This window comes from Gemmatimonadota bacterium, assembly GCA_041390105.1.
Lineage (GTDB): Bacteria > Gemmatimonadota > Gemmatimonadetes > Longimicrobiales > Gaopeijiaceae > JAGQIF01.
The window spans coordinates 51,818-71,144 of the sequence record JAWKQO010000004.1 but is presented as its reverse complement, the minus strand read 5'-3'; the positions used below and the strand labels follow the sequence as shown (position 1 = coordinate 71,144).

16 protein-coding genes and 1 pseudogene are annotated in these 19,327 nt (G+C 68.1%); 16 read left to right on the top strand and 1 reads right to left on the bottom strand.

The features are described from left to right. Positions 1-57 precede the first annotated feature (57 nt). Entirely contained in the window at positions 58-678 is a 621-nt protein-coding gene (locus R3E10_17035; protein ID MEZ4417461.1) for a superoxide dismutase, read from the top strand. A 106-nt stretch (positions 679-784) separates the two neighbouring features. Here the strand turns inward: R3E10_17035 and R3E10_17030 are convergent, their stop codons facing one another. Continuing rightward, a complete protein-coding gene (locus tag R3E10_17030) occupies positions 785-3,163 on the bottom strand; it encodes a DUF87 domain-containing protein (protein ID MEZ4417460.1) in 2,379 nt (792 codons plus the stop codon). 307 nt (positions 3,164-3,470) lie between these two features. Here R3E10_17030 and R3E10_17025 point away from each other — a divergent pair, with 307 nt between their 5' ends. The 15 genes and pseudogenes from R3E10_17025 to R3E10_16955 all read left to right on the top strand — a co-directional run bounded on the left by R3E10_17025 (position 3,471) and on the right by R3E10_16955 (position 18,969). Then, positions 3,471-4,214: a DUF5715 family protein gene (locus R3E10_17025; GenBank protein ID MEZ4417459.1), complete on the top strand. Its 744-nt coding sequence runs from the start codon at positions 3,471-3,473 to the stop codon at positions 4,212-4,214. A 28-nt stretch (positions 4,215-4,242) separates the two neighbouring features. After that, entirely contained in the window at positions 4,243-4,866 is a 624-nt protein-coding gene (locus tag R3E10_17020) for a flavin reductase family protein (GenBank protein MEZ4417458.1), read from the top strand. A 69-nt stretch (positions 4,867-4,935) separates the two neighbouring features. Then, positions 4,936-6,591: an ATP-binding protein gene (locus tag R3E10_17015; GenBank protein ID MEZ4417457.1), complete on the top strand. Its 1,656-nt coding sequence runs from the start codon at positions 4,936-4,938 to the stop codon at positions 6,589-6,591. Continuing rightward, complete coding sequence (locus R3E10_17010; GenBank protein ID MEZ4417456.1) at positions 6,592-7,956, top strand: sigma-54 dependent transcriptional regulator; 1,365 nt, start codon at positions 6,592-6,594, stop codon at positions 7,954-7,956. It begins immediately after the preceding gene. Continuing rightward, positions 7,953-8,639: pseudogene (locus R3E10_17005) on the top strand (glycosyltransferase family 2 protein). The gene R3E10_17010 and the pseudogene R3E10_17005 overlap by 4 nt, the downstream one beginning before the upstream one ends. A gap of 161 nt (positions 8,640-8,800) precedes the next feature. Then, entirely contained in the window at positions 8,801-10,567 is a 1,767-nt protein-coding gene (locus R3E10_17000) for a tetratricopeptide repeat protein (GenBank protein ID MEZ4417455.1), read from the top strand. Further along, positions 10,564-12,414 carry a tetratricopeptide repeat protein gene (locus tag R3E10_16995; protein ID MEZ4417454.1) on the top strand — a complete coding sequence of 617 codons (1,851 nt, stop codon included), beginning with the start codon at positions 10,564-10,566 and terminating at the stop codon, positions 12,412-12,414. Before R3E10_17000 ends, R3E10_16995 begins: the two co-directional genes overlap by 4 nt. 278 nt (positions 12,415-12,692) lie before the next feature. Beyond that, positions 12,693-13,085: a prepilin-type N-terminal cleavage/methylation domain-containing protein gene (locus tag R3E10_16990; protein MEZ4417453.1), complete on the top strand. Its 393-nt coding sequence runs from the start codon at positions 12,693-12,695 to the stop codon at positions 13,083-13,085. Positions 13,086-13,222: 137 nt separating this feature from the next. Further along, positions 13,223-13,612 carry a prepilin-type N-terminal cleavage/methylation domain-containing protein gene (locus R3E10_16985; protein MEZ4417452.1) on the top strand — a complete coding sequence of 130 codons (390 nt, stop codon included), beginning with the start codon at positions 13,223-13,225 and terminating at the stop codon, positions 13,610-13,612. A gap of 150 nt (positions 13,613-13,762) precedes the next feature. Beyond that, a complete protein-coding gene (locus R3E10_16980) occupies positions 13,763-15,037 on the top strand; it encodes an ATP-binding protein (GenBank protein MEZ4417451.1) in 1,275 nt (424 codons plus the stop codon). Beyond that, on the top strand, positions 15,038-16,402 hold the full coding sequence (locus R3E10_16975; GenBank protein ID MEZ4417450.1) for a sigma-54 dependent transcriptional regulator: 1,365 nt from the start codon (positions 15,038-15,040) through the stop codon (positions 16,400-16,402). Positions 16,403-16,488: 86 nt separating this feature from the next. Next, positions 16,489-16,914: a hypothetical protein gene (locus R3E10_16970; GenBank protein ID MEZ4417449.1), complete on the top strand. Its 426-nt coding sequence runs from the start codon at positions 16,489-16,491 to the stop codon at positions 16,912-16,914. After that, complete coding sequence (locus tag R3E10_16965) at positions 16,911-17,234, top strand: hypothetical protein (protein ID MEZ4417448.1); 324 nt, start codon at positions 16,911-16,913, stop codon at positions 17,232-17,234. The genes R3E10_16970 and R3E10_16965 overlap by 4 nt, the downstream gene beginning before the upstream one ends. After that, a complete protein-coding gene (locus R3E10_16960; GenBank protein MEZ4417447.1) occupies positions 17,231-17,929 on the top strand; it encodes a hypothetical protein in 699 nt (232 codons plus the stop codon). The genes R3E10_16965 and R3E10_16960 overlap by 4 nt, the downstream gene beginning before the upstream one ends. Further along, the gene (locus R3E10_16955) at positions 17,926-18,969 is read left to right on the top strand and encodes a hypothetical protein (GenBank protein MEZ4417446.1); all 1,044 of its coding nucleotides are present in this window, start codon (positions 17,926-17,928) and stop codon (positions 18,967-18,969) included. Before R3E10_16960 ends, R3E10_16955 begins: the two co-directional genes overlap by 4 nt. The last annotated feature ends 358 nt before the right edge of the window (positions 18,970-19,327 follow it).

Sequence of the window (19,327 nt, the reverse complement as noted above, 5' to 3'; positions counted from 1 at the left end):
CACCACAGGTCGGGCGGGGCCCGACCCTCCGCCAGCGAATCCCAGGAGGTTCAGCACATGCCCTATCCGTTCTCGCTTCCCGCGCTCGGCTACGCGTACGACGCCCTCGAGCCGCACATCGACGCTCGCACGATGGAGATCCACCACGGGAAGCATCACCAGGGCTACACGAACAACTTCAATGCCGCGCTCGAAGGTCATCCGGCGCTACACGGGAAATCGGCGGAGGACATCCTCCGGAACATGGCGTCTGTGCCGGAGCAGATTCGTACCGCGGTGCGGAACAACGGAGGAGGGTATGTGAATCACGCCCTCTTCTGGAATGTGATGACGCCGGGTGGCGCCACGAGCCCCGGCGGCGCCCTGGCCAGCGCGCTCTCCAGCGCGTTCGGCAGCTTCGACGATTTCAAGTCGAAGTTCAAAGCCACCGCCGCCTCCCGCTTCGGGTCCGGCTGGGGGTGGTTGGTCGTGGGAGGTTCGGGAGCCCTGGAGGTCTACTCCACGGCGAACCAGGATAGCCCCCTGATGGACGGCCACGTACCGATCCTGGGGGTCGACGTCTGGGAACATGCCTATTACCTGCACTACCAGAACCGCCGCCCGGACTACCTGGAGGCCTTCTGGAACGTGGTCAACTGGGACGTGGTCGCGGCCAACTTGGCAGGGGCCGGCGGCTGAGCTCACCCGCGCGCGGACCGTGACAGACGAGGCGGCGCTCCGGAAGGAGCGTCGCCTCGTCCTTGCTCACGCCGCGATCTGGACGCTGTGCGCGCGGGGGCGCACTTCAGCGGGGGACCCAGACCACGGCGATCTCGGCGACGTTGATGTCGGACTTCTCGAGCCCGACGTGGATCACTTCGATGTCCGCCGCTCGCTGGTTCCATCGTTCGTCGATCTCGAGGAGCTGGTCTGCCAGCTCCCCTTCCAGCCGTTCGAGCTCGGCTCCTTTTTCGTCGAGCCGATTCTGGGCGGAGTCCAGTCGCTGCGCCGCAGCCGAGCTGCTTCCGCGACGGCTGCTCGCCCGGCGGATCTCGGTGGCGATCTTGCTCGCGGTCCGTCGTCCGCCCAGGAATGCGGTCAGTACGCTGCCGACGCCGGAGAGCAACTCCTGCCCCTTTCGTTGGCGGGAGGCTTCCTCGAGCTCCTCGACGCGATCCTGGGCTTTGGCAAGCCCCTGGCGCACGCGCTCCATACGGTCCTCGAAGCGATCGCGGATCTTCGCTGCATCCGCGTCCTCCGCGTCCTCGGCGGCCCCCCGACAGCGGGCCTCGAAATCCGACCGGGACTCGCCGATCCGTGAGAAGAGCTTCAGCGACCGATTGGCGAATACCTCCACGGATTGATTGCGGTACAGGTGCTCCTTGAGCGCGGACTCGAGGTCCGTGAAATAGCGGCGCTCGGCCAGTGGCGCGCCGGTGGGCACATGTCCGACCCCGGAGGCCGGAGGCTCGCTCCGGAGGTCCCGCGCGTCGTAGTCCACGTGGGTGGCTTCGGCAGGGTCGAGGGTGGGAGCGAGGGGGAAGAACACTGCTTCCCATTCCTCCTGATGTCGGAGGTCGGCTTTGGTCTCGTCGAACAGGAGTTGGACGCGAGCGACCACCGCTGGCTCGTAGCGGGCGCTGCCGGAGCGGGCGCCGACCTGACCGGCCCAGGGGGCCGCGGGATCGAGATAGTAGACCGGGATGCCCGCCGCGACGGGGGGAGCCGCGGCGACTGTGTCCGAGGGTGGAGGAGGAGCGCCGCGCGAAGGAGTGGTGCTGTCCGCGTGCTTCTCGGGGCGCTCCCGCATCAGCGTCTGGATCTGATCCCGGGTGAGCGGACCGCGAAGGTACGATAGGGCCCAGCGGGTGGTGAACAGCTCGGGCGGATTGCCGCGGGTGGTATGGAGCACGAACTCCCTGCCACCCAGGCCGGAGATGGTGGTTTCCAATGCGCCGATGTCCACGCTCCCCGCCGCGGAACGAAGACCATCGACCAGCCGAGCTTTGTCGCGCTCCGTCTGCAAGCGACCGATCATCCAGGTGCCGGCATTGGAAAGGGCCTTGTAGTCGAGATCCACCGGGTTCTGGGTGGACAGGACCATCCCGACGCCGAAGGCGCGCGCCTGCTTGAGCAGGGTCAGGATCGGTTTCTTGGACGGAGGCGCTGCGGTAGGAGGGACGAAGCCGAAGACCTCGTCCATGTAGACCAGGGTTCGCAGATCTCCGGTTCCCGACTGCGCGCGCATCCAGGTGATCATGCGCGACAACAGCAGGGTCACCACGAACTGGCGTTCGGCATCCGACAGGTGCGCGAGCGTGACGACGGCGGCGCGGGGTCGGCCGTCGGGCGCGATGAGCAGAGATGCGGGATCCAACGCCGGACCCTGGGTCCAGGAGGCGAAGGACGGAGAGGCGATCAGCCCGTTCAGGCGCATGGCCAGGGCGGTGCGGTCCTTGGCCGGGAAGAAGGTGTCGATCTCGAAGACGCCCAGCTTGCGCAGCGGCGGATCGGTGACCCGCAGGACCAACGAGGGAAGATCGAGAGTCTGCCCGTGGTCCCAGGCGTGCCCGATCAGGGTCGACAGAAGGATATGCTCGCGGCTGCTGATCGGATCGGCCTCGATCCCGACCAGGCCCAACAGGCTGGTCACCAATCCTTCGACCTCGTCCGCGCGGGCTTCCGCATCGACCGAGCCGGCCGGGGGCGCCAGCGAGCCGACCACGTCGAGCGGTACGCCGGCGGTGGAGCCGGGCGTGTAGATCACCAGGTCCGCTCGCTCGCGCAAAGCGCGGATCCGCTCGGGTCCGAGTCCCCAGGACTCCAAGCCCGAGCGCCATTTCTCCGCCTGCTGGCCGGCGTAGTCCGCGACGCTCAGACCCTTGCGCTCCGCGTCACCCGGGCTGACCCAGGGTTCGAAGTCGGCGGCTCGGAGGTCGGGGAAGGTGAGCAGCAGGTTGCCCAGGTCCCCTTTCGGGTCGATGGCCAGAACGGGGATCCCGGCCAGCAGCGCCTCCTCGATCATGACGATGCCGAGGCCCGTCTTGCCGGACCCCGTCATGCCCACGATGACGCCGTGGGTGGTCAGGTCGGAGGCCCGCAGATGGACGGGCTCGCTCAGCCGATCGCGGGTGCCGGGGTCGATCCGGGCACCGAGCTCGAACTGGCCGGCTGGGGCAGGCATCGCTTCTCCTGGGTTCGGGATCCAACGGGAACGGCCGGGTGGGGTGGGGCTGGGCTGCAACAATTGCCGGTGGGGCCAGGGGCCACAAGGGGATCTTGGGCACCGCCGACGGTGTCGACCCGGTGTCCGGGGGGGGCCGAGGCGCACCCACGAGGGCTTGCGGGATGGCGATTCATCTGTTTACATGTGGCCCCGACGCCGCAGTCGGCCCGGAGCTTGCTTGGCCGGGGTCCCGGAGGGCGCGATTCGTGGACGAGAACCCTCAGCCCGTGCCCCACAGATGCGCATGACGGCCCAGGCAACTCGCTTGACACGTGGATGGACTCCGGCGTTCTGCCTGTTGCTGCTCGCCTCCACGTCGCCCCTGGCAGGGCAGAGCCTACGCGGCTCACCCACGTCGCTCGACCGCCAGAACGACCAGGCCGTTCGGCACGACTACACCTACCTGGCTTCAACCTCACAGGTGCGTCGTTTTGTCGAGAGCGGCTATCTGGTACCGGTGGACGCCAATGGCGACTTCCGACTCAAGGCGGTGTCCTTCCCCTATGCCCGGCCCGAGGTGAAGCTCTTCGTCGAGCGCCTGGCCGCCCAGTACCGGAGGGCCTGTGGGGAGCCGCTGATCGTCACTTCGCTGACTCGTCCCCTGTCCCGGCAGCCCCGCAACGCGTCCGACCGCTCGGTCCATCCGACCGGGATGGCCGTGGATCTGCGGCGGAGCACGGACCCCGGTTGCCGCGCCTGGTTGGAGCGCGTCCTCCTGGACCTGGAGGGCAAGCGCGTGCTGGAGGCGACGCGCGAACGCCGTCCACCCCACTATCACGTCGCGGTATTCCCCGAACCCTATCAGCAGTACGTCGCCCAGCTCACCGGAACCGAGCTTGGCCCCGAGGCAGGCTCCCAGGAAGTAGGTCACCGCGTAGCGCGCGGTGAGAGCCTCTGGGCGATCGCGCAGAAGTACGGCACGACGCTGGATTCGATTCGTGAAGCCAATGGGCTCTCTGGCAGTCGAATCTACGCGGGCCAGCTGCTGCGTGTCCCCGTTGCGCGCTGACTCGTCCGAACATCGCGGGGCCACGTCCGTGGTCGAGCCTGACGCTCTGAGCTCGCGCGCACGCTACGAGTTGTTGACTTCACTCGTGGTACCACGCCCCATCGGCTGGATCTCGACGACCTCGTCGGCACGCATTCCGAATCTGGCGCCGTTCAGTTTCTATGCGGCGCTCTCGGCCACGCCGATGCTGGTCGGGGTCTCCATTGCACCACGGCGTACCGGTGCCGAGAAGGACTCCCTGACCAACATGCGTGCCCATCCTTGGTTCTGCGTGAACCTGGTGACGGTGCCGCAGCTGGAGTCCATGAACCTCACGTCGGCCGAGCTTCCACCCGAGACCAGCGAGTTTGCCTTCGGGGACGTGCGTCTCGAGTGGAACGACGATCCGGAGATCCCATTCGTGAGCGAAAGCCCAGCTGTGCTCCTATGCAGCGTCGAGCGAGAGGTGGACCTGGCTCCATCCACGACTCGGCTCGTCCTCGGCAGGGTCCGCCAGATTCGACTGGCGCCGGAGCTGGACTTCGAGCCCGGATCCCATCGCGTCCGCCCCGAATCACTTCCCGCGGTGGGCCGACTGGGGGGCAATGCCTACGTGCTCCCCGGAGAGATCCGAACGCTGGCACGGCCTTCGCTCCCTGACCCTGCCCGATGAAGGATTCCCCTTCCGTCTCGTCCGGGTCAGGACCCGCCCGCTAGACGCCCCCGCGCACGGATACGCCCGGTGAAGCTCGACCTGCCTGCCAGCAATCGGGCGCTCAGCCTGCGGGGGATTCTGCGCCTCAACTACCTCGGCCGCCTCGCTGTGGCGGGGGGGATCCTGCTCGCGGCCTTGATCGGATGGGGCACCGCTCCCCCCGACCAGACCTTCGCCGCCGCCATGATCTTCCTGGGGGCCGTGGCGTTCACTGCATGGTCCTACCGGGTCACGCACACGCAGGGCGTCGAGCCCACGGTGTCCTTCCGGCTGGCGCAGTCCCTCTTCGACGTGTTGCTGACCACCTCGGTCATCCACCTTACCGGAGGAGCCCAGAGCCCTTTCACGCCCGTCTTCATTCTGGTGCTGACGGCCGCCGCCCTCATGCTTCCCGCCTGGGGTCAGCTGGTGGTTTGGGCCAGCACCACCACGCTCTTCGCGGGCGATGTCGCGTGGGCCCATCCCGACACCTTCCGCGGCAGCACCCTCGTCCTGCTTGCCCTGTTCGCTCTGGTCTCCCTGGTGACGGGCTGGCTCGGGGCCGGGTTGCGCCGGGCCGGCATGACCCTGGGGGCAGTGGAGTCGGAGTTGCGCCAGCTCCGCCTGGATACGGGCGACATCCTGGCGAACCTCAGCACGGGCTTGCTCACCGTGGATGGTCGGGGCCGACTGGCATACATCAACCAGGCCGCCGAGAAGCTCCTCGGCCTCGACGCCTCGATCTGGTTGGGGCAGCGTGTGCTGGACGAGGTCGATCGGGTGGCGCCCGGGATGGCCGAGGTGATTAGAGGTTCGGGGCAGACGCGACGGCCTGTGCTGCGGCGGAAGCTGGAAGCCCGCATCGGAGGGGAAGCCGCGGTCTTCGGCGTGAGTACCGCGGTTCTGATCGGCGACGGGACCGGCCAGCCCTCGGTCACGGCGATCTTCCAGGACATCACCGATGCCGAACGGATGGAGGGGCTGAAGATCCGCGCCGAGCGCCTGCAGGCGGTCGCGGAGTTGTCGGCCTCCCTCGCCCACGAGATCAAGAACCCGCTCGCATCCATCCGGAGCTCGGTGGAACAGATCTCGAAACCGACCCTTTCTCCAGACGATCGCGCGCTCCTGCAGAACCTCGTCCTGACCGAGTCCGATCGGCTGAGTCGGCTGCTCTCCGAGTTCCTCGAGTTTGCCCGCATCCGGAGTGAGCGGATCGAAGACGTCGACCTACCGGAATTGGTCGGGGCAGCCCTGCGGCTGGCCGAGCAGCATCCCGACGCGCCGGCCGGCGTGGAGCTCCAGGGCGAGGGCCTGGGCCGCGAGTTGCGGATCCGGGGAGACGCAGACCTGCTCCATCGCGCAGTCTTCAACCTTGTCCTCAACGCCCTCCAGTTCGCGGGCGAGAACGGCACGGTTCGCGTCACCGTCGAGGGTCCACTGGGAGATGAGGACCCACGGGCGCTGGGGATTCCGGGTTCCGTTCGCATCAGCGTCGAGGACTCTGGCCCGGGAGTTGCCGAAGGGGACCTCGGTCGGGTGTTCGAGCCGTTCTTCACGACCCGCAAAGGGGGGTCGGGCCTCGGCTTGGCAGTCGTCCATCGGGCGATGGACGCCCATCAAGGCAACGTCTGGGTGGAGCGGGGCGCCCTGGGCGGTGCCCGCTTCGTCATGGTGTTACCCGCGCACGGAGAACGTGGAGCCTAGGTGAGCGATCCCATCCGGATTCTGGTGGTCGACGACGAGACGAGCATCCTCGACTCGCTGCGGATCCTCTTCAAGGGGGAGGGCTTCGACGTATCCACGGCACAGGGTGGAGCCGAGGGGCTCGAGGCGCTGGAGGCCGGACGCCCCGACGTGGTCCTCACCGACATCCGCATGCCCGGAGCGTCCGGCATCGACCTCCTGCAGAAGGCGCGCGAGGTCGACCCGGAGATGCCGGTCATCCTGATGACGGCGCAGGCGTCTCTGCAGACGGCCATGCGCGCCGTGAACGAAGGCGCGTACTACTACCTGCAGAAGCCCTTCGCCAACGACGATCTGATCGCGATCTGTCGCCGGGCGGCCGAGGCGCGGCTGCTCCGGGTCGAGAATCGCGAGCTGAAGAAGGAGATCAAGCGCAGAGACCGGAAGCGCGGCGAGCGCCCCATCGGCCGTAGTCGCGAGTTCGTGGACGTGCTCAAGCTGGCCGAGACGGTGGCTCCGCAGGAGTCGACCGTGCTGATCGGCGGGGAGAGCGGAACAGGGAAGGAGGTCCTGGCGCGATACATCCACGCGCTGTCCGCTCGGGCCGAGCGCCCGTTCTTTTCGATCAACTGTGGCGCTCTCACCGAGAGTCTTCTGGAGAGCGAGTTGTTCGGCCACGTGAAAGGGGCTTTCACCGGAGCCGTGCGCGACAAGGAAGGTCTGCTGGTGGCCGCCGCTGGTGGGACCCTCTTCCTCGACGAGGTGGGGGAGCTTTCCCCGGCGACCCAGGTCAAGCTGCTGAGAGCGCTGCAGGAGCGTGAGGTGATCCCGGTCGGGGCCACCGAGCCCGTCTCCATCGACGTTCGCATCCTGGCCGCGACCAACCGGGAATTGGAGGAGGAGATCCGCAAGGGGACCTTCCGCAGCGATCTCTATTATCGCCTGAACGTGATCCAGCTGCGGCTCCCGCCGCTCCGTGAGCGGCGCGACGACATCCCCCTGCTGGCCGAGCACTTCCTGGCGCAGCGGACGACGGATGAAGGGGGCGAGCTGCAGATCGCCGGCGAAGCGCTGGAGAGGCTGACCCAGTACGATTGGCCGGGCAACGTCCGAGAGCTGGAGAACGCCCTCGAGCGGGCAGCGGTGCTCAGCAAGAGCTCCACGATCACCCTCGCGGGGCTGCCGGAGCGCGTTCGGGAGGCGCGGGCGCCGCGGCTGGTGGAGGACACTCCACCGCCCAATCCGACCATGGAAGTGGTGGAGCGGGCCTATATTCTCTGGGTGCTCCACGCGGAAGGTGGGAACAAGACCCGTGCGGCCGAGGTTCTCGGGATCGATCCTTCGACACTCTACCGCAAACTGAACCGGTACGGACTGGACGGATGAACGACTCCCTCAAGCTCTCCGTTGTCATTCCCTGCTACAACGAGATCCGCACCGCGGAGCGTCTCCTGCGCCGCGTGCACCAGGTACCCCTCGACCTGGAGGTGGTCGTGGTCGACGACGGGTCGAAGGACGGGACCCGCGACCTCCTGGAGAAGCTGAGGGACGAGGGCTTGATCGATCAGTTGATCTTCCACGACGTCAACCAGGGGAAGGGGGCGGCGCTGCGGACCGGCTTCCAGAGCGCCACCGGCGACGTGATCGTCGTCCAGGACGCGGATCTGGAGTACGATCCCTCGGAGTTGCCCGCCCTGCTCGAGCCGATCCGACTAGGACAGGCTGACGCGGTCTTCGGATCGCGCTTTCTGGGCGGACCGCATCGCGTACTCTTCTTCTGGCACATGATGGGGAACCGCTTCCTGACGCTGGTCTCCAACATGTGCACCGACCTCAACCTCACCGACATGGAGACGTGCTACAAGATGGTCCGGTCGGACCTCTTGAAGGCGCTACCGCTCGCCGCCGATCGGTTCGGGATCGAACCCGAACTGACCGCGCGCCTGGCGCAGGCGCACGCCGTCATCTACGAGATGCCCATCAGCTACCATGGGCGCTCGTATGCGGAGGGCAAGAAGATCGGCTGGAAGGACGGGGTCTCGGCGCTCTGGCATATCTTCAAGTGCAACTTCCTGGGACCGAAGGCCGAGCCCTTCCGTCGACCGGAGCGTCGCGACCATCCGCGCACCGCGGCCGAAGACCGTGCCTGGCAGGAGGAGCGCGCCAGCGCTCGCGAGAGCCGGAGCCCCGCCCCCCAGCCGGGCACAGAGCCCTCCGTCCCCTCCCGATAGTGGGAACCGGGCGCGCTGCCCTGCTGCTCGCATTCGTGGCGGTGGCAGCCTACGCCAACTCCGTGGGCAACGGCTTCGCGTACGACGACAACGAGATCGTGGTGCGCAATCCGATCGTGGTGGAGGGCCGCGTGGCCGACGCGCTCCGCCGTCCCTACTGGCCCGACTTCGCACCAGGGGCCGGGCTGTATCGTCCGGTCACCGTCGCCACCTTCGCCATCGAATGGCCCTTGTGGCGGGGCAACGCCCACCTCTTCCACGCCGTCAACGTCGGTCTGCACGCGGCGGTGAGCCTGGCGCTGTTCGCGCTGCTGGCCGGACTCGTACCCCGGCCAGCGGCGGCGCTCGGCGCTGGCTGGTTCGCGCTCCATCCAGTGCACACGGAAGCGGTGGCCAACGTGGTCGGGCGGGCCGAGCTCCTGGCGAGTCTGTTCGTTCTTCTTGCCTGCTTGCTGTTCGACCGGCTGAGGAGCCCGGGTCCGAAGGGGCGGGCGCTGCGACTGATCGGTGTGGCGGCTTGCTACCTCCTCGCGCTGGGTTCCAAAGAGATCGCGGTGACGCTTCCCGGGCTCCTGGTCGTGCTGCTGTGGCTGCGCGGGGGGACCCGCTCCCTGCCGCGGCGGCTCAGGGATGATGCCCCTCTCTTCGTGGCTCTGGCGGGCGTACTCGGCATCTATCTGGCGCTGCGCGCCGGGGCGGTGGGCACGGTGCTGGGAGAGACGCCAGCACCGGAGCTGCAGGGTCTCGGCGTCGGGGAGCGGCTGCGGGTGGCGCTCACCCTGTGGCCGGAATACCTGAGGTTGATGCTGTTCCCGTTCGACCTGGCCGCGGACTACTCGCCGGCGGTCCTGCTGGTACCCAAGGCGTGGGACGCGTCCGTGCTCGCGGGGGCGATGACGGTGGTGGCACTCGGAGTCGGGGCCCTGACCCTGGCGAGACGTGCCCCGCCGGCCACGGCCGCGATCGTATGGTTCGCCGTGGCGATCTCGCCGGTGTCCAACGTGTTCTTCCCGACAGGTGTGCTCCTCGGGGAGCGGACGCTGTACCTGCCCTCCGTGGCCGTGGGCTTCCTGGGCGCTGGGCTGTTCCTGGCACTGCAGCGGGCTGGCGGGGCGCGTCGACGCTCCGCCACCGCCCTGGCGGCTGCCTTTGCGGTTGCACTCTTCGTACGCACCGTGGCCCGCAATCCGAGCTGGCTCAGCTCCTTCACGGTCCTGTCCACACTGGCTGCCGAACATCCGGAGTCCACACTGGCACTCCGCTCGCGCGCCACCGGGTTGGTGCGGACGGGCGATCCCACGGGCGCCGCTCAAGCCTATGAGGCAGCGCTGGCCCTGTCGCCCAACAACTACGCGGCGCTCACGGAGGTCGGCCACTTCTACGGTGAGCGCCGGGACTGGGATCGAGGCGAGGCACTGCTGCGACGGGCGCTGGCGCTGGCGCCGGACCGTCCACATGCGTATCGACTGCTCGCCTCGCAGTACGTCCTGCGCGAACGGTACCGGGACGCACACGCGCTGGCGCTCCAGGGTTTGGCCCGCTCGCGCGCGGATCGGGAGCTCTACGCCATCGTATCCGAGACGTACATCGCCAAGGGTGACTTTTCCGCGGCACTGCGCGCCCGGGAAGCAGCGCTGGCCCAGCAGGGCGGCGTCGCTGCGGATTGGATGCGTATGGGAGACATCCTCGAGCTGATGGGTGACAGCGCCGCCGCGGCCCGCGCGCGCGCGGAGGGCGAGCGACGTTCCGCCCGGGAGGCGGCGTGAACGGCCTGACGCGCCGGCGGGCGGCCTGGATTCCGGCGTTGATCGGGTGCCTGGTCTTCGTCAACGCGCTCCGCAACGGCTACGCCTACGACGACCAGCACATCGTGGTGGACAACGAGCTCATCCACTCGCTGGACACATTCGGCGAGGCGCTGACCCAACCCTACTGGCCCAACCGAGAAGGGAAGGGTCTGGGACTCTGGCGGCCCTTCGCCACGGCCACCTACGCCCTGGTCTGGAATGCGTTCGGCGGTAGTGCCCTTCCGTTCCACATCCTGAACGTCGGCCTGCACGGCGTGGTGACCGGACTCACCGCGGTTCTGGTGACGACGCTGACGGGGGCCCCTGTGGCGGGCCTCCTCGGTGGACTCGTGTTCGCCATGCATCCGGTCCACGTCGAGGTGGTCGCGAACGTCATCGGCTTCGCGGAGCTCTGGGGGGCCCTCACGTTCCTGCTGGCCACGCTGCTCTTCCTGCGCTGGCGTGAGACGGGCTTCGGTCCCGGGCGGTCCCTGGTCCTGACCGGCCTGTTCGCGTGGGGCATCCTGACCAAGGAGAGCGCGATCACGCTCCCTGGCGTCTTCGTGCTCCTGGACGGCTACCGCGAGGACCTGACGCTCCGAGACGTGCCGCGGTACCTGCGTGATCGGGCGCTCCTCTATGTCTCCCTGGTGGTCGGTGCGGCGCTGGTCTTCGTGGGGCGGCACCAGGTGCTCGGGTCGGTAGCCAACGCGTTTCCGGCGTTGGGCGCCGACATCCTCAAGGAGATCCCCCGCATCTGGACCCTGGGTGAGATCTGGCTGCACTACGTGCGGTTGCTGTTCTTCCCCTGGGACCTGAGCGCGGACTACTCCCCGCGCGTCATCACCATCCACTACGGGTGGAACTCCCTGAACGCTCCGGGCGCGGTGCTGGCGCTCCTGTTCCTGGTCCTCGCCCTGGCCACGTGGCGGAGTCGCTCCGGAGCGCGGGCCGTGGGAGCCGCAGTGCTCTGGTTCGTGATCACGATCTCCCCGGTCTCCAACTTCTTCTTTCTTTCCGGGGTGCTCCTGGGGGAGCGAACCCTCTACCTGCCGTCCGTGGGTCTCGCCCTGGGGGCGGGGTGGTTGCTGATGCAGGGGTGGGAGCGTCGCCGGGCCACTACCCTCTTGGCCCTGGGCCTGTGGCTCTCGGTGTTCACCTTCCGAACCTGGACCCGGACGCCCACCTGGAAGAGCATGGAGACCGTCTTCCTGACGATGATGGACGAGCACCTGGAGGCCGGCCGGGCCCAGTGGGTGGCAGGGGACACGCATTGGCAGAACAACCAGGTGAGCGAGGCCCTGCGGAACTACCGCTACGCCATCGGGTCCGTGGGGGCTGGCTACTCCCTTCTGTCCGAGGTCACGCGCAAGCTGCTCGGGATGGAACGCTATGCGCAGGCCGAGGTCCTGGCTCGCATGCTGTACGAGGACGAGCCCAAGTGGGATGCCGGCCCCGGCTATCTGGCCATCGCGCTGGATCGTCAGGGCAGGGCCGAGGAAGCGCTTCCCTGGGCCGAGCTCGCCCGGGACCTCGACCCGTCCGTGGCGGTCAGCCGACACCTGCTCTCCGACCTCTATCGGCGCTTGGGGCGCTACCCCGAGGCCGTGGCGGAGCGCGAAGCCGCGATCGCGGAAGGCGAGGGCGAACACTGGCAGCAGTGGTACTGGCTTGCGGATCTGCGAGCCCTGGCGGGTGACACCGTAGGCGCCCGCACAGCGCTGGATTCGGCCCGCACCCGGCTCCCCGAAGGAACGGACCCCCTCCAGATCGACAGTCTGGAGGCCGCCCTGGAGAGCTCCCCCACCCTGACGGACCGCCGCTGAGGGTACTCCGCGGCGGTGCGCCAGTCTGGCAGGTCGCCCCACCCGGGCCAACCGGTCAAGAAGTACCCCGTGATCTGCAAGAGATTTGCAGAATCCTGCCGGTTCAGCCCGGAAAACCCCCGAGGCAGCGATTCGACACTTGAACGTAAATCGTTGTTGTGTATGACATTAGGCTGTCTGCCTCTGCGGTTGGTCCTAGCTTTGCCCAATGCGGCACCCAGCCTGGGAAGGCCCAGGTGGAATCAACTTCAGGGAAGTTCATCTTAAGGAGTCTGGTGATGCGGAACACCAAGGGTTTCACGCTGATCGAGCTGCTGATCGTGGTTGTGATCATCGGCATCCTGGCCGCCATCGCGATCCCGAAGTTCTCGGCGACGCGTGAGAAGGCCTACTTCGCCGCGATGAAGTCGGATCTCAAGAACCTGGCTGCGCAGCAGGAGATCTACTACGCGGACAACTACTCGTACTCGACCTCGTCCACCGCGCTGGGCTTCGTGTCCAGCCAGGGCGTGACCGTCGGGTCGGCCGCGACGAACTCCGGCTGGAATGCTTCGGCGACGCACAGCGCGCTGGGCGCCAGCGAGGGCTGCGCGATCTACTACGGCTCGTCGACGGCTCCGACGTCGCCGACCACTCCGTCCGCTCCGGGCGAGGTTGCCTGCACCCGCTAAGGGTGACCCCCGCGGTGTAACCGCAGAAGACCCTTACCGCACGGCCCGGGCTTGCCCGGGCCGTGCCGGGTCCGGCGGACCAGAAGCAACGACACCGCACCTCCTTCCACCCCCCAGACGGCGAGGATGACCGGGCGATGAAGAGGGCAGGCTTCACGCTGATCGAGCTCCTGATCGTGGTGGTCGTCATCGGGATTCTCGCAGCGATCGCGATTCCCAAGTACAACTCGATGCGGAGCAAGGCGGTGCTCAGCACCCTCCGCTCGGATCTGGCGAACCTCGCGATCTCTCAGGAAGCGTACTACGACGACTACTACATCTACGCGGGGACGACGACCGGGTTGGGGATGACGGTCACTCAGAGCGTGACCATCGCCATCAACGAGTCGACCAGCAGCGGGTGGGCCGCGACGGCCTCGCACCCGGGACTCGCAGGCGAGAACTGCGGAATCTTCCACGGCAACGCGTCTGCCGCCAATGCCTCACCGGCGGTCCAGCCTGGCATCATCTATTGCACAACCAACTAAGACACCCGACACTGTAGCTCGACCCAGAGGGTCGGCGGGGTCTCCCGCCGCCCCTCTTCTGTTTCCCTCGGGCGCTGACAGGGCAGGGTGGAACCGGAGGCACAGACGCCGGACTCGAGACAGCTGCGCGGGGCCGAATCCGGCCCCTCGGTGCCGTTCAAACGCACGCTCCTCTTCTCGATCGCGATTCTATACGTGAGCGTGCTGGCCCTGGCCGCGCTCTCGCTCTATCTCGTCCTGCCCGCGCTGGACTCGGTGCCGCGCGCCATCCTCTTCGCCTTTGCCCTCCTGGGCCTGAGCGTCGGGTTTCTCTGGGCGTTCGGCGGCGCGCTCCTCAGCCGCACGCTGCTCGGGCCCCTGGACCAGCTGGTCAGCGATACCCAGCGCATCTCTGCCGGGGACTACCGCCACCGGATTGCGCCCGTCAACACCGAGGAGCTGGCGGCGCTGTCGGAAGCGGTCAACGCGATGGCGGCCCGCCTGATCCACGACCAGGAGCTGCTCTCCGAGAACGTCCGGTCCCTGGAGGAGACCAACCGGGAGCTCATCGAGGCGTCGGACGAGGTGATCCGCTCCGCGCGACTTGCCTCGGTCGGCACGCTGGCATCGGGGATCGCCCATGAGATCGGGAATCCTCTGTCGGCCGTGATCGGGTTCGTCGATCTCGCCAAGAGCCGATCGGAGCGCGGCGTCTTCGATCCCGACCTGCTCCAGTCCGCCCTGGAGGAAGCCCGCCGGATCGATGGCATCGTCCGGTCCCTTCTGCACTACGCCCGGCCCCGCGATGAGCAGCGCCGTCCGGTCGACCCGGTTGAAGTCGTGCTTCGGGTTCGCAACCTCCTGGAGAATCAGGGCCGCTTCGAACGGGTCAAGGTCATCTGGACGCTCCCGGACGAGGCACCGCTCGTGGAGATGAACCCCCAGGAGTTGGAGCAGGTGCTGGTCAACCTCCTCCTCAACGCCATCGACGCTCTCGACGGCAGCAAGGAGGGTCGGATCGAGGTGCGACTGGACGTAGTGGAAGGGGAAGTCTACCGCGCCCCCTCTCGAAGGGAGAGCGACCCGCCCGGGGTCAACTACAGCCATCGGCGACGGATCTCGTGGGATGCCGGCGGCCTCCGGGTGGAGCCCCTCCAGACCACGGACCGGATCGTCACCATCACCGTGCAGGACAACGGGCCCGGAATCCCGGAAGACCACCTGCCCCAGCTGTTCGATCCTTTCTTCACCACCAAGGAACCTGGGAAGGGGACGGGGCTGGGCCTTGCCGTTTGCTCCCGACTGGTCGAGGGTATGGGGGGCCGCATCGAGGGAGGCAACAATCCCGAGGGAGGTGCGCGCTTCACGGTGCGCCTTCCCGTCGGGCTGGAGACCGACGAGGACGAGGCCACGGCGGACGAACCCACCGAGGAGCAGGAGAGCTAGGTGAAGATCCTCGTCGTCGACGACGATCCGGGGCTGCGGAAGTCCCTGACCATGATCCTCAAGGATGCCGAATACGAAGTCCTGACGGCGTCCGCCGGTGAGGATGGCCTTCGTATCGCCGCCGCGGCCCAGCCCGATATCATCCTGACCGACGTACGCATGCCGGGGATGGGCGGACTCGAGTTCCTCGACGCCTACAAGGAATCACGGGGGGATGCGCTCGTCCTGGTGATGACCGCGTATGGCAGCACCGACCTCGCCATCGACGCCATGAAGCGCGGCGCCTACGACTACCTACCCAAGCCGTTCGGGGCGGACGAGGTCCTCCTCACCGTAAAGAAGGCCATGGAGCGCGAGAAGCTCCGCCGGGAGGTGGGGAGGCTGCGCGCTCAGGTCCGAGCCGACCAGCGCTTCGGGGAGATCGTCGCCCGCGCGCCGGCCATGGTCCGCGCCCTGGAGATCGCAACCAAGGTGGCGCCGCACCCTTCCCCGGTGCTGGTCACGGGACCCAGCGGCACCGGAAAGGAGCTGGTCGCGCGTCTCATCCATCAGGAGAGCGAGCGCTCCGAGATGGCGTTCCTGCCGGTCAACTGCGGAGCCATCCCCGAGACGCTGCTGGAATCCGAGTTCTTCGGCTACGTGAAGGGCGCCTTCTCCGGCGCGGATCGGGACAAGCCGGGTCTGTTCGAAGCTGCCGACAAAGGCACGCTGTTCCTCGATGAGGTCGGGGAGCTCCCGGCCAGCCTGCAGGTCAAGCTCCTGAGAGCCCTGCAGGAGGGAGAGATCCGCCGCGTGGGCGGCACCGAAAGCCAACGGGTGGATGTTCGCGTCATCTCCGCCACGAACCGCAACCTCCGCGAGGAGGTCGAGAAAGGCAACTTCCGCGAGGACCTCTACTACCGCCTCGCGGTGGTGCCGATCTACCTGCCTCCGCTGCGCGAGCGGCCGGAGGAGATCCCGGATCTGGTCCATTTCTTCATCGAGCGTCACTCCGAGCGCCTCAAGATCCCGGTGACCGGCGTCGAGCCGGAAGCGATGGAGGTCCTGCTCAAGCACACCTGGCCGGGCAACATCCGCGAGCTCGAGAACCTGCTCGAGCAGGCGATGGTCCTCTCCGATCGTCCGACGCTCAGGGCCGAGGATCTTCCGGAGCGCCTGCGGCGCCCCGAAAGCTCGGGAGCGCCCAGCACGAACTCGGACCTGGGCGACGACCTCTCCGTGAAGCGCCACACGGCGTCGCTGGAGAAGCGCTTGATCCAGTTGGCGCTTGAACGAACGGGTGGCAACCGTACCCACGCGGCCGAGTTGCTCGAGCTTTCTCCGCGAGCCCTCCGCTACAAGATCCGGGACTACGATCTGGAGTAGGGCCGGCCGCGGCCCGGTACACACAGCGGCCTCGCCAGGCCCGTAGCACAATCCTCTCGCCCTTCGAGGTTCGCGAACGTCTTCCCATGGAACGGGGAACGACGCTGCTCGAACTCGCCGTGGGCCTCTCCCTCTTGGCGCTCGTGTTGGTCATCGCGCTGCCGAAGGTCGGACGAGGTCTCGATCGCATGGCCTGTCTCGCCGCACGGGATGCCCTCATCGCGCGGGCCGAGGTCGCCCGAGCCGAGGCGACGCGCTCGGGGTCTGCAGCGGTCGTGATCGATCCGGATTCGGCGCGGGTCTGGGTGGAGGTCGCGGGTCGGGCGCGGGACACCGTGGATCTGGCGCTCGCTTTCGGCGTCCAGGTGCAGCATCCGGTCGGGCCCCGACTCGTGCGCCTACCCTTCGATCGCCTTGGCATCGGGCGCTTCGCCAGCGCCACGGTAGTCGTCGCGCGCGGGAGCGAGCAGGCGGCCCTGTCGGTCTCCAGCTACGGAAGACTCGCGCGATGAACAGGCGCAGCGGCAGCATGCTGGTCGATGTCGTGCTCGGCCTCGCGGTATTGGAGATCGCGTTGGTGGTCGGGTGGCGTGCGGTGGCGGGCACACTCGATCATCTGGCGCGGGCGTCCGAACGCGCCGCGGGCTTGAGCACGGCGGAATCACTGGCGGACTCCATCGTCTGGTTCGGCCTCCGCGGATCGGGGACCGTGACTGGAGCCTGGGGCCGGATCGATTGGTCGGTCCAGGGGCCTTGGGCGGACCTGCAGCTCTTCCTCCCCGACCCGACGGCGACCACTCCCTGGGCCCGCATCGAGGCGCGAGTTCCATGACGTCCGGCCGCTCCGGCGCAGCCGGGATCGAGTGGGTCCTGGGCGTATTGCTGGCGGTCCTCGTGCTCGCGATGGGCTTTCAGGGGATGGCGCGCCTGCAACGGGCACTGACGCATGCGACGGCGCGCTCGGAGCTCGAGTCCGCCTTCGCGGCGGTGACTCGGATCCTGGGCGACGAGTTGCGGGCTGGGGTGCCCGGTCGGGACTGGTGGGTGTATCCTCCCGACTCTGTGGCAGTGCGCGCCTTTCGGGGTACGGCGACCGTCTGCGCCGCGCGGGGCGCCGAGCTGACTGTCTCATTCCGAGGCGATCGGGTGGCCGTTCCCGCCAAGGACTCCGTACTGGTCCTGGACGGCGACAGCCGCTGGAGCGTGGCCGCTCTCACACGCGTCGGGCCCTCTTCGGGACCCTGTGGGAACGGGCGGCCGGAGCGCTGGGTCCTCGACCGGTCGATCCCCGACGCCACGGTGGTCCGGCTCTACGAGCGCGGCGTGTACATCCTCGCGGGGGGCACGCTGCGCTACCGACGGGGGGCGGCGGGGCGCCAACCGTTGACCTATGCGCGGCTGGACTCGCTCGGGTCTCGGCTTACGAGCGGGAGTGCGTCGGTGGGTCTGGTCCTCTCCGGGATCGGAGGCGGTTCGGCCGGCCTCGTGCGGAGCCCGACTCTCCGCGCTCGGAACCCCCTGCCGTGAGAAGGAAGGCCGGGTTCGCCTTCGTGCCTCTCATCCTGCTCCTGGGGGGTGCGCTGACGCTGGCGCTGGGTCTTTTGACCGTGACCACGGGGCTCCGCCGCGCTGGTCGCATCGACCTCGAGCGCATCCAGGCCCGCCTGGCCGCCGAGGCCGGACTGCGCGCCCCGAGCATCGCGCCCGCGCTGCTGGGGGCTGCGATCGGTACCACGCTGCCGTTTCTCCAGGGGCGTTCGCCCGGTGGGAGCTCGTTCACGGCCGTGGCCGAGCGCGTGAGCCACGAGGTCTTCCTGTTGGTCGCAGAGGGAAGACCGGCTCAGGGGCCCGCGCTGCGCCGGTTGGGGCGGACGCTGTGGCGTTTGGACGTGGGAACCCGCCTGGGGCGGTCGCCGGCCGTGGTCGCCCTGGGCGGTCGCGCGGCGACCGGGGGTGGGGGACGAATCGAGGGGGACAGCATCGCGGTGTGGCCCTCGGGCTGGGGCCCGGCCGAATGCGGAGTCTGGGGGAGTGTGCTCTACACAGCGTTTCCGACCGGCACCCTGCCGCAAACCGCCCCTCTGCGGAGCCCCGTGGGCGTGGGGCCACTCGATCTCCCCGTCCTGTTGTCCGTTGCGACGATGGTGGGGCCCGGGGTCGTACATCCCGCGGCGCGCATCTCGGGGGCCACCTGCATCCTGGGGCCCGGCAATTGGGGCACTCCCTCGGCGCCCGGCGGTCCTTGCGGTGGGCATATGCCGTTCATGGCCTCGAGCGGGGCCCTACAGGTGATCGGGGGAGAGGGGCAGGGGGTCTTGGCCGTGGCAGGTGACCTCACGCTCTCGGGCGGGGTCCGATATAGCGGGGTCGTCCTGGTCGGAGGCCGTCTGCGGGTGGAGGGGGGTGCTCGCCTCGAGGGGCTCGTCCAGGTCGCCGGAGACGTCCAGGTGTCGGGGGGAGGCGCCATCGTGGGATCGGGGTGCGCCTCGGCGCGCGCGTTCGAGGCCCTCGGAACCGCCCTGGGAGGGGTTCCACTCCCGGACGGAGGCTGGATCGAGCCTCTGTGAGGGGGCCCCACCTGGCATTCTGCCGGGGCAAACTCTGCCCCGGACCGGCAAAAAAGGTGTCCGCGGACGCGCAACAGAGGCTCCGGAAGGCGAGCCCGCATCAGGCTTTTCGGCTGGCACGGAATTCGTACTGACGCAACGCGCTTTCGCGCCTCTGCAACACCCGACTCGGGTGTTCAGGGGGCACTACGCGAGGCAAGCGAGCGTAGGCGCGAACGCTTGAGCCCGACGGGTCGTGGAGACGAAATGAAGCACCACGAGATACAGTGTGGCATGCTTGACACAGTTTCGCGGCGTATGGTAATCTCTTCCAACTTTCTCCGGGGTTCTTGCCGATCCCGGACGTGTGGGACGGCAA

What these genes read in the sequence shown, in the direction of transcription:
- R3E10_17035 (MEZ4417461.1), top strand. Translation starts at nt 58, where the DNA reads ATGCCCTATCCGTTCTCGCTTCCCGCGCTCGGCTACGCGTACGACGCC.
- R3E10_17030 (MEZ4417460.1), bottom strand. Translation starts at nt 3,163, where the DNA reads ATGCCTGCCCCAGCCGGCCAGTTCGAGCTCGGTGCCCGGATCGACCCC.
- R3E10_16990 (MEZ4417453.1), top strand. Translation starts at nt 12,693, where the DNA reads ATGCGGAACACCAAGGGTTTCACGCTGATCGAGCTGCTGATCGTGGTT.
- R3E10_16985 (MEZ4417452.1), top strand. Translation starts at nt 13,223, where the DNA reads ATGAAGAGGGCAGGCTTCACGCTGATCGAGCTCCTGATCGTGGTGGTC.
- R3E10_16970 (MEZ4417449.1), top strand. Translation starts at nt 16,489, where the DNA reads ATGGAACGGGGAACGACGCTGCTCGAACTCGCCGTGGGCCTCTCCCTC.
- R3E10_16965 (MEZ4417448.1), top strand. Translation starts at nt 16,911, where the DNA reads ATGAACAGGCGCAGCGGCAGCATGCTGGTCGATGTCGTGCTCGGCCTC.
- R3E10_16960 (MEZ4417447.1), top strand. Translation starts at nt 17,231, where the DNA reads ATGACGTCCGGCCGCTCCGGCGCAGCCGGGATCGAGTGGGTCCTGGGC.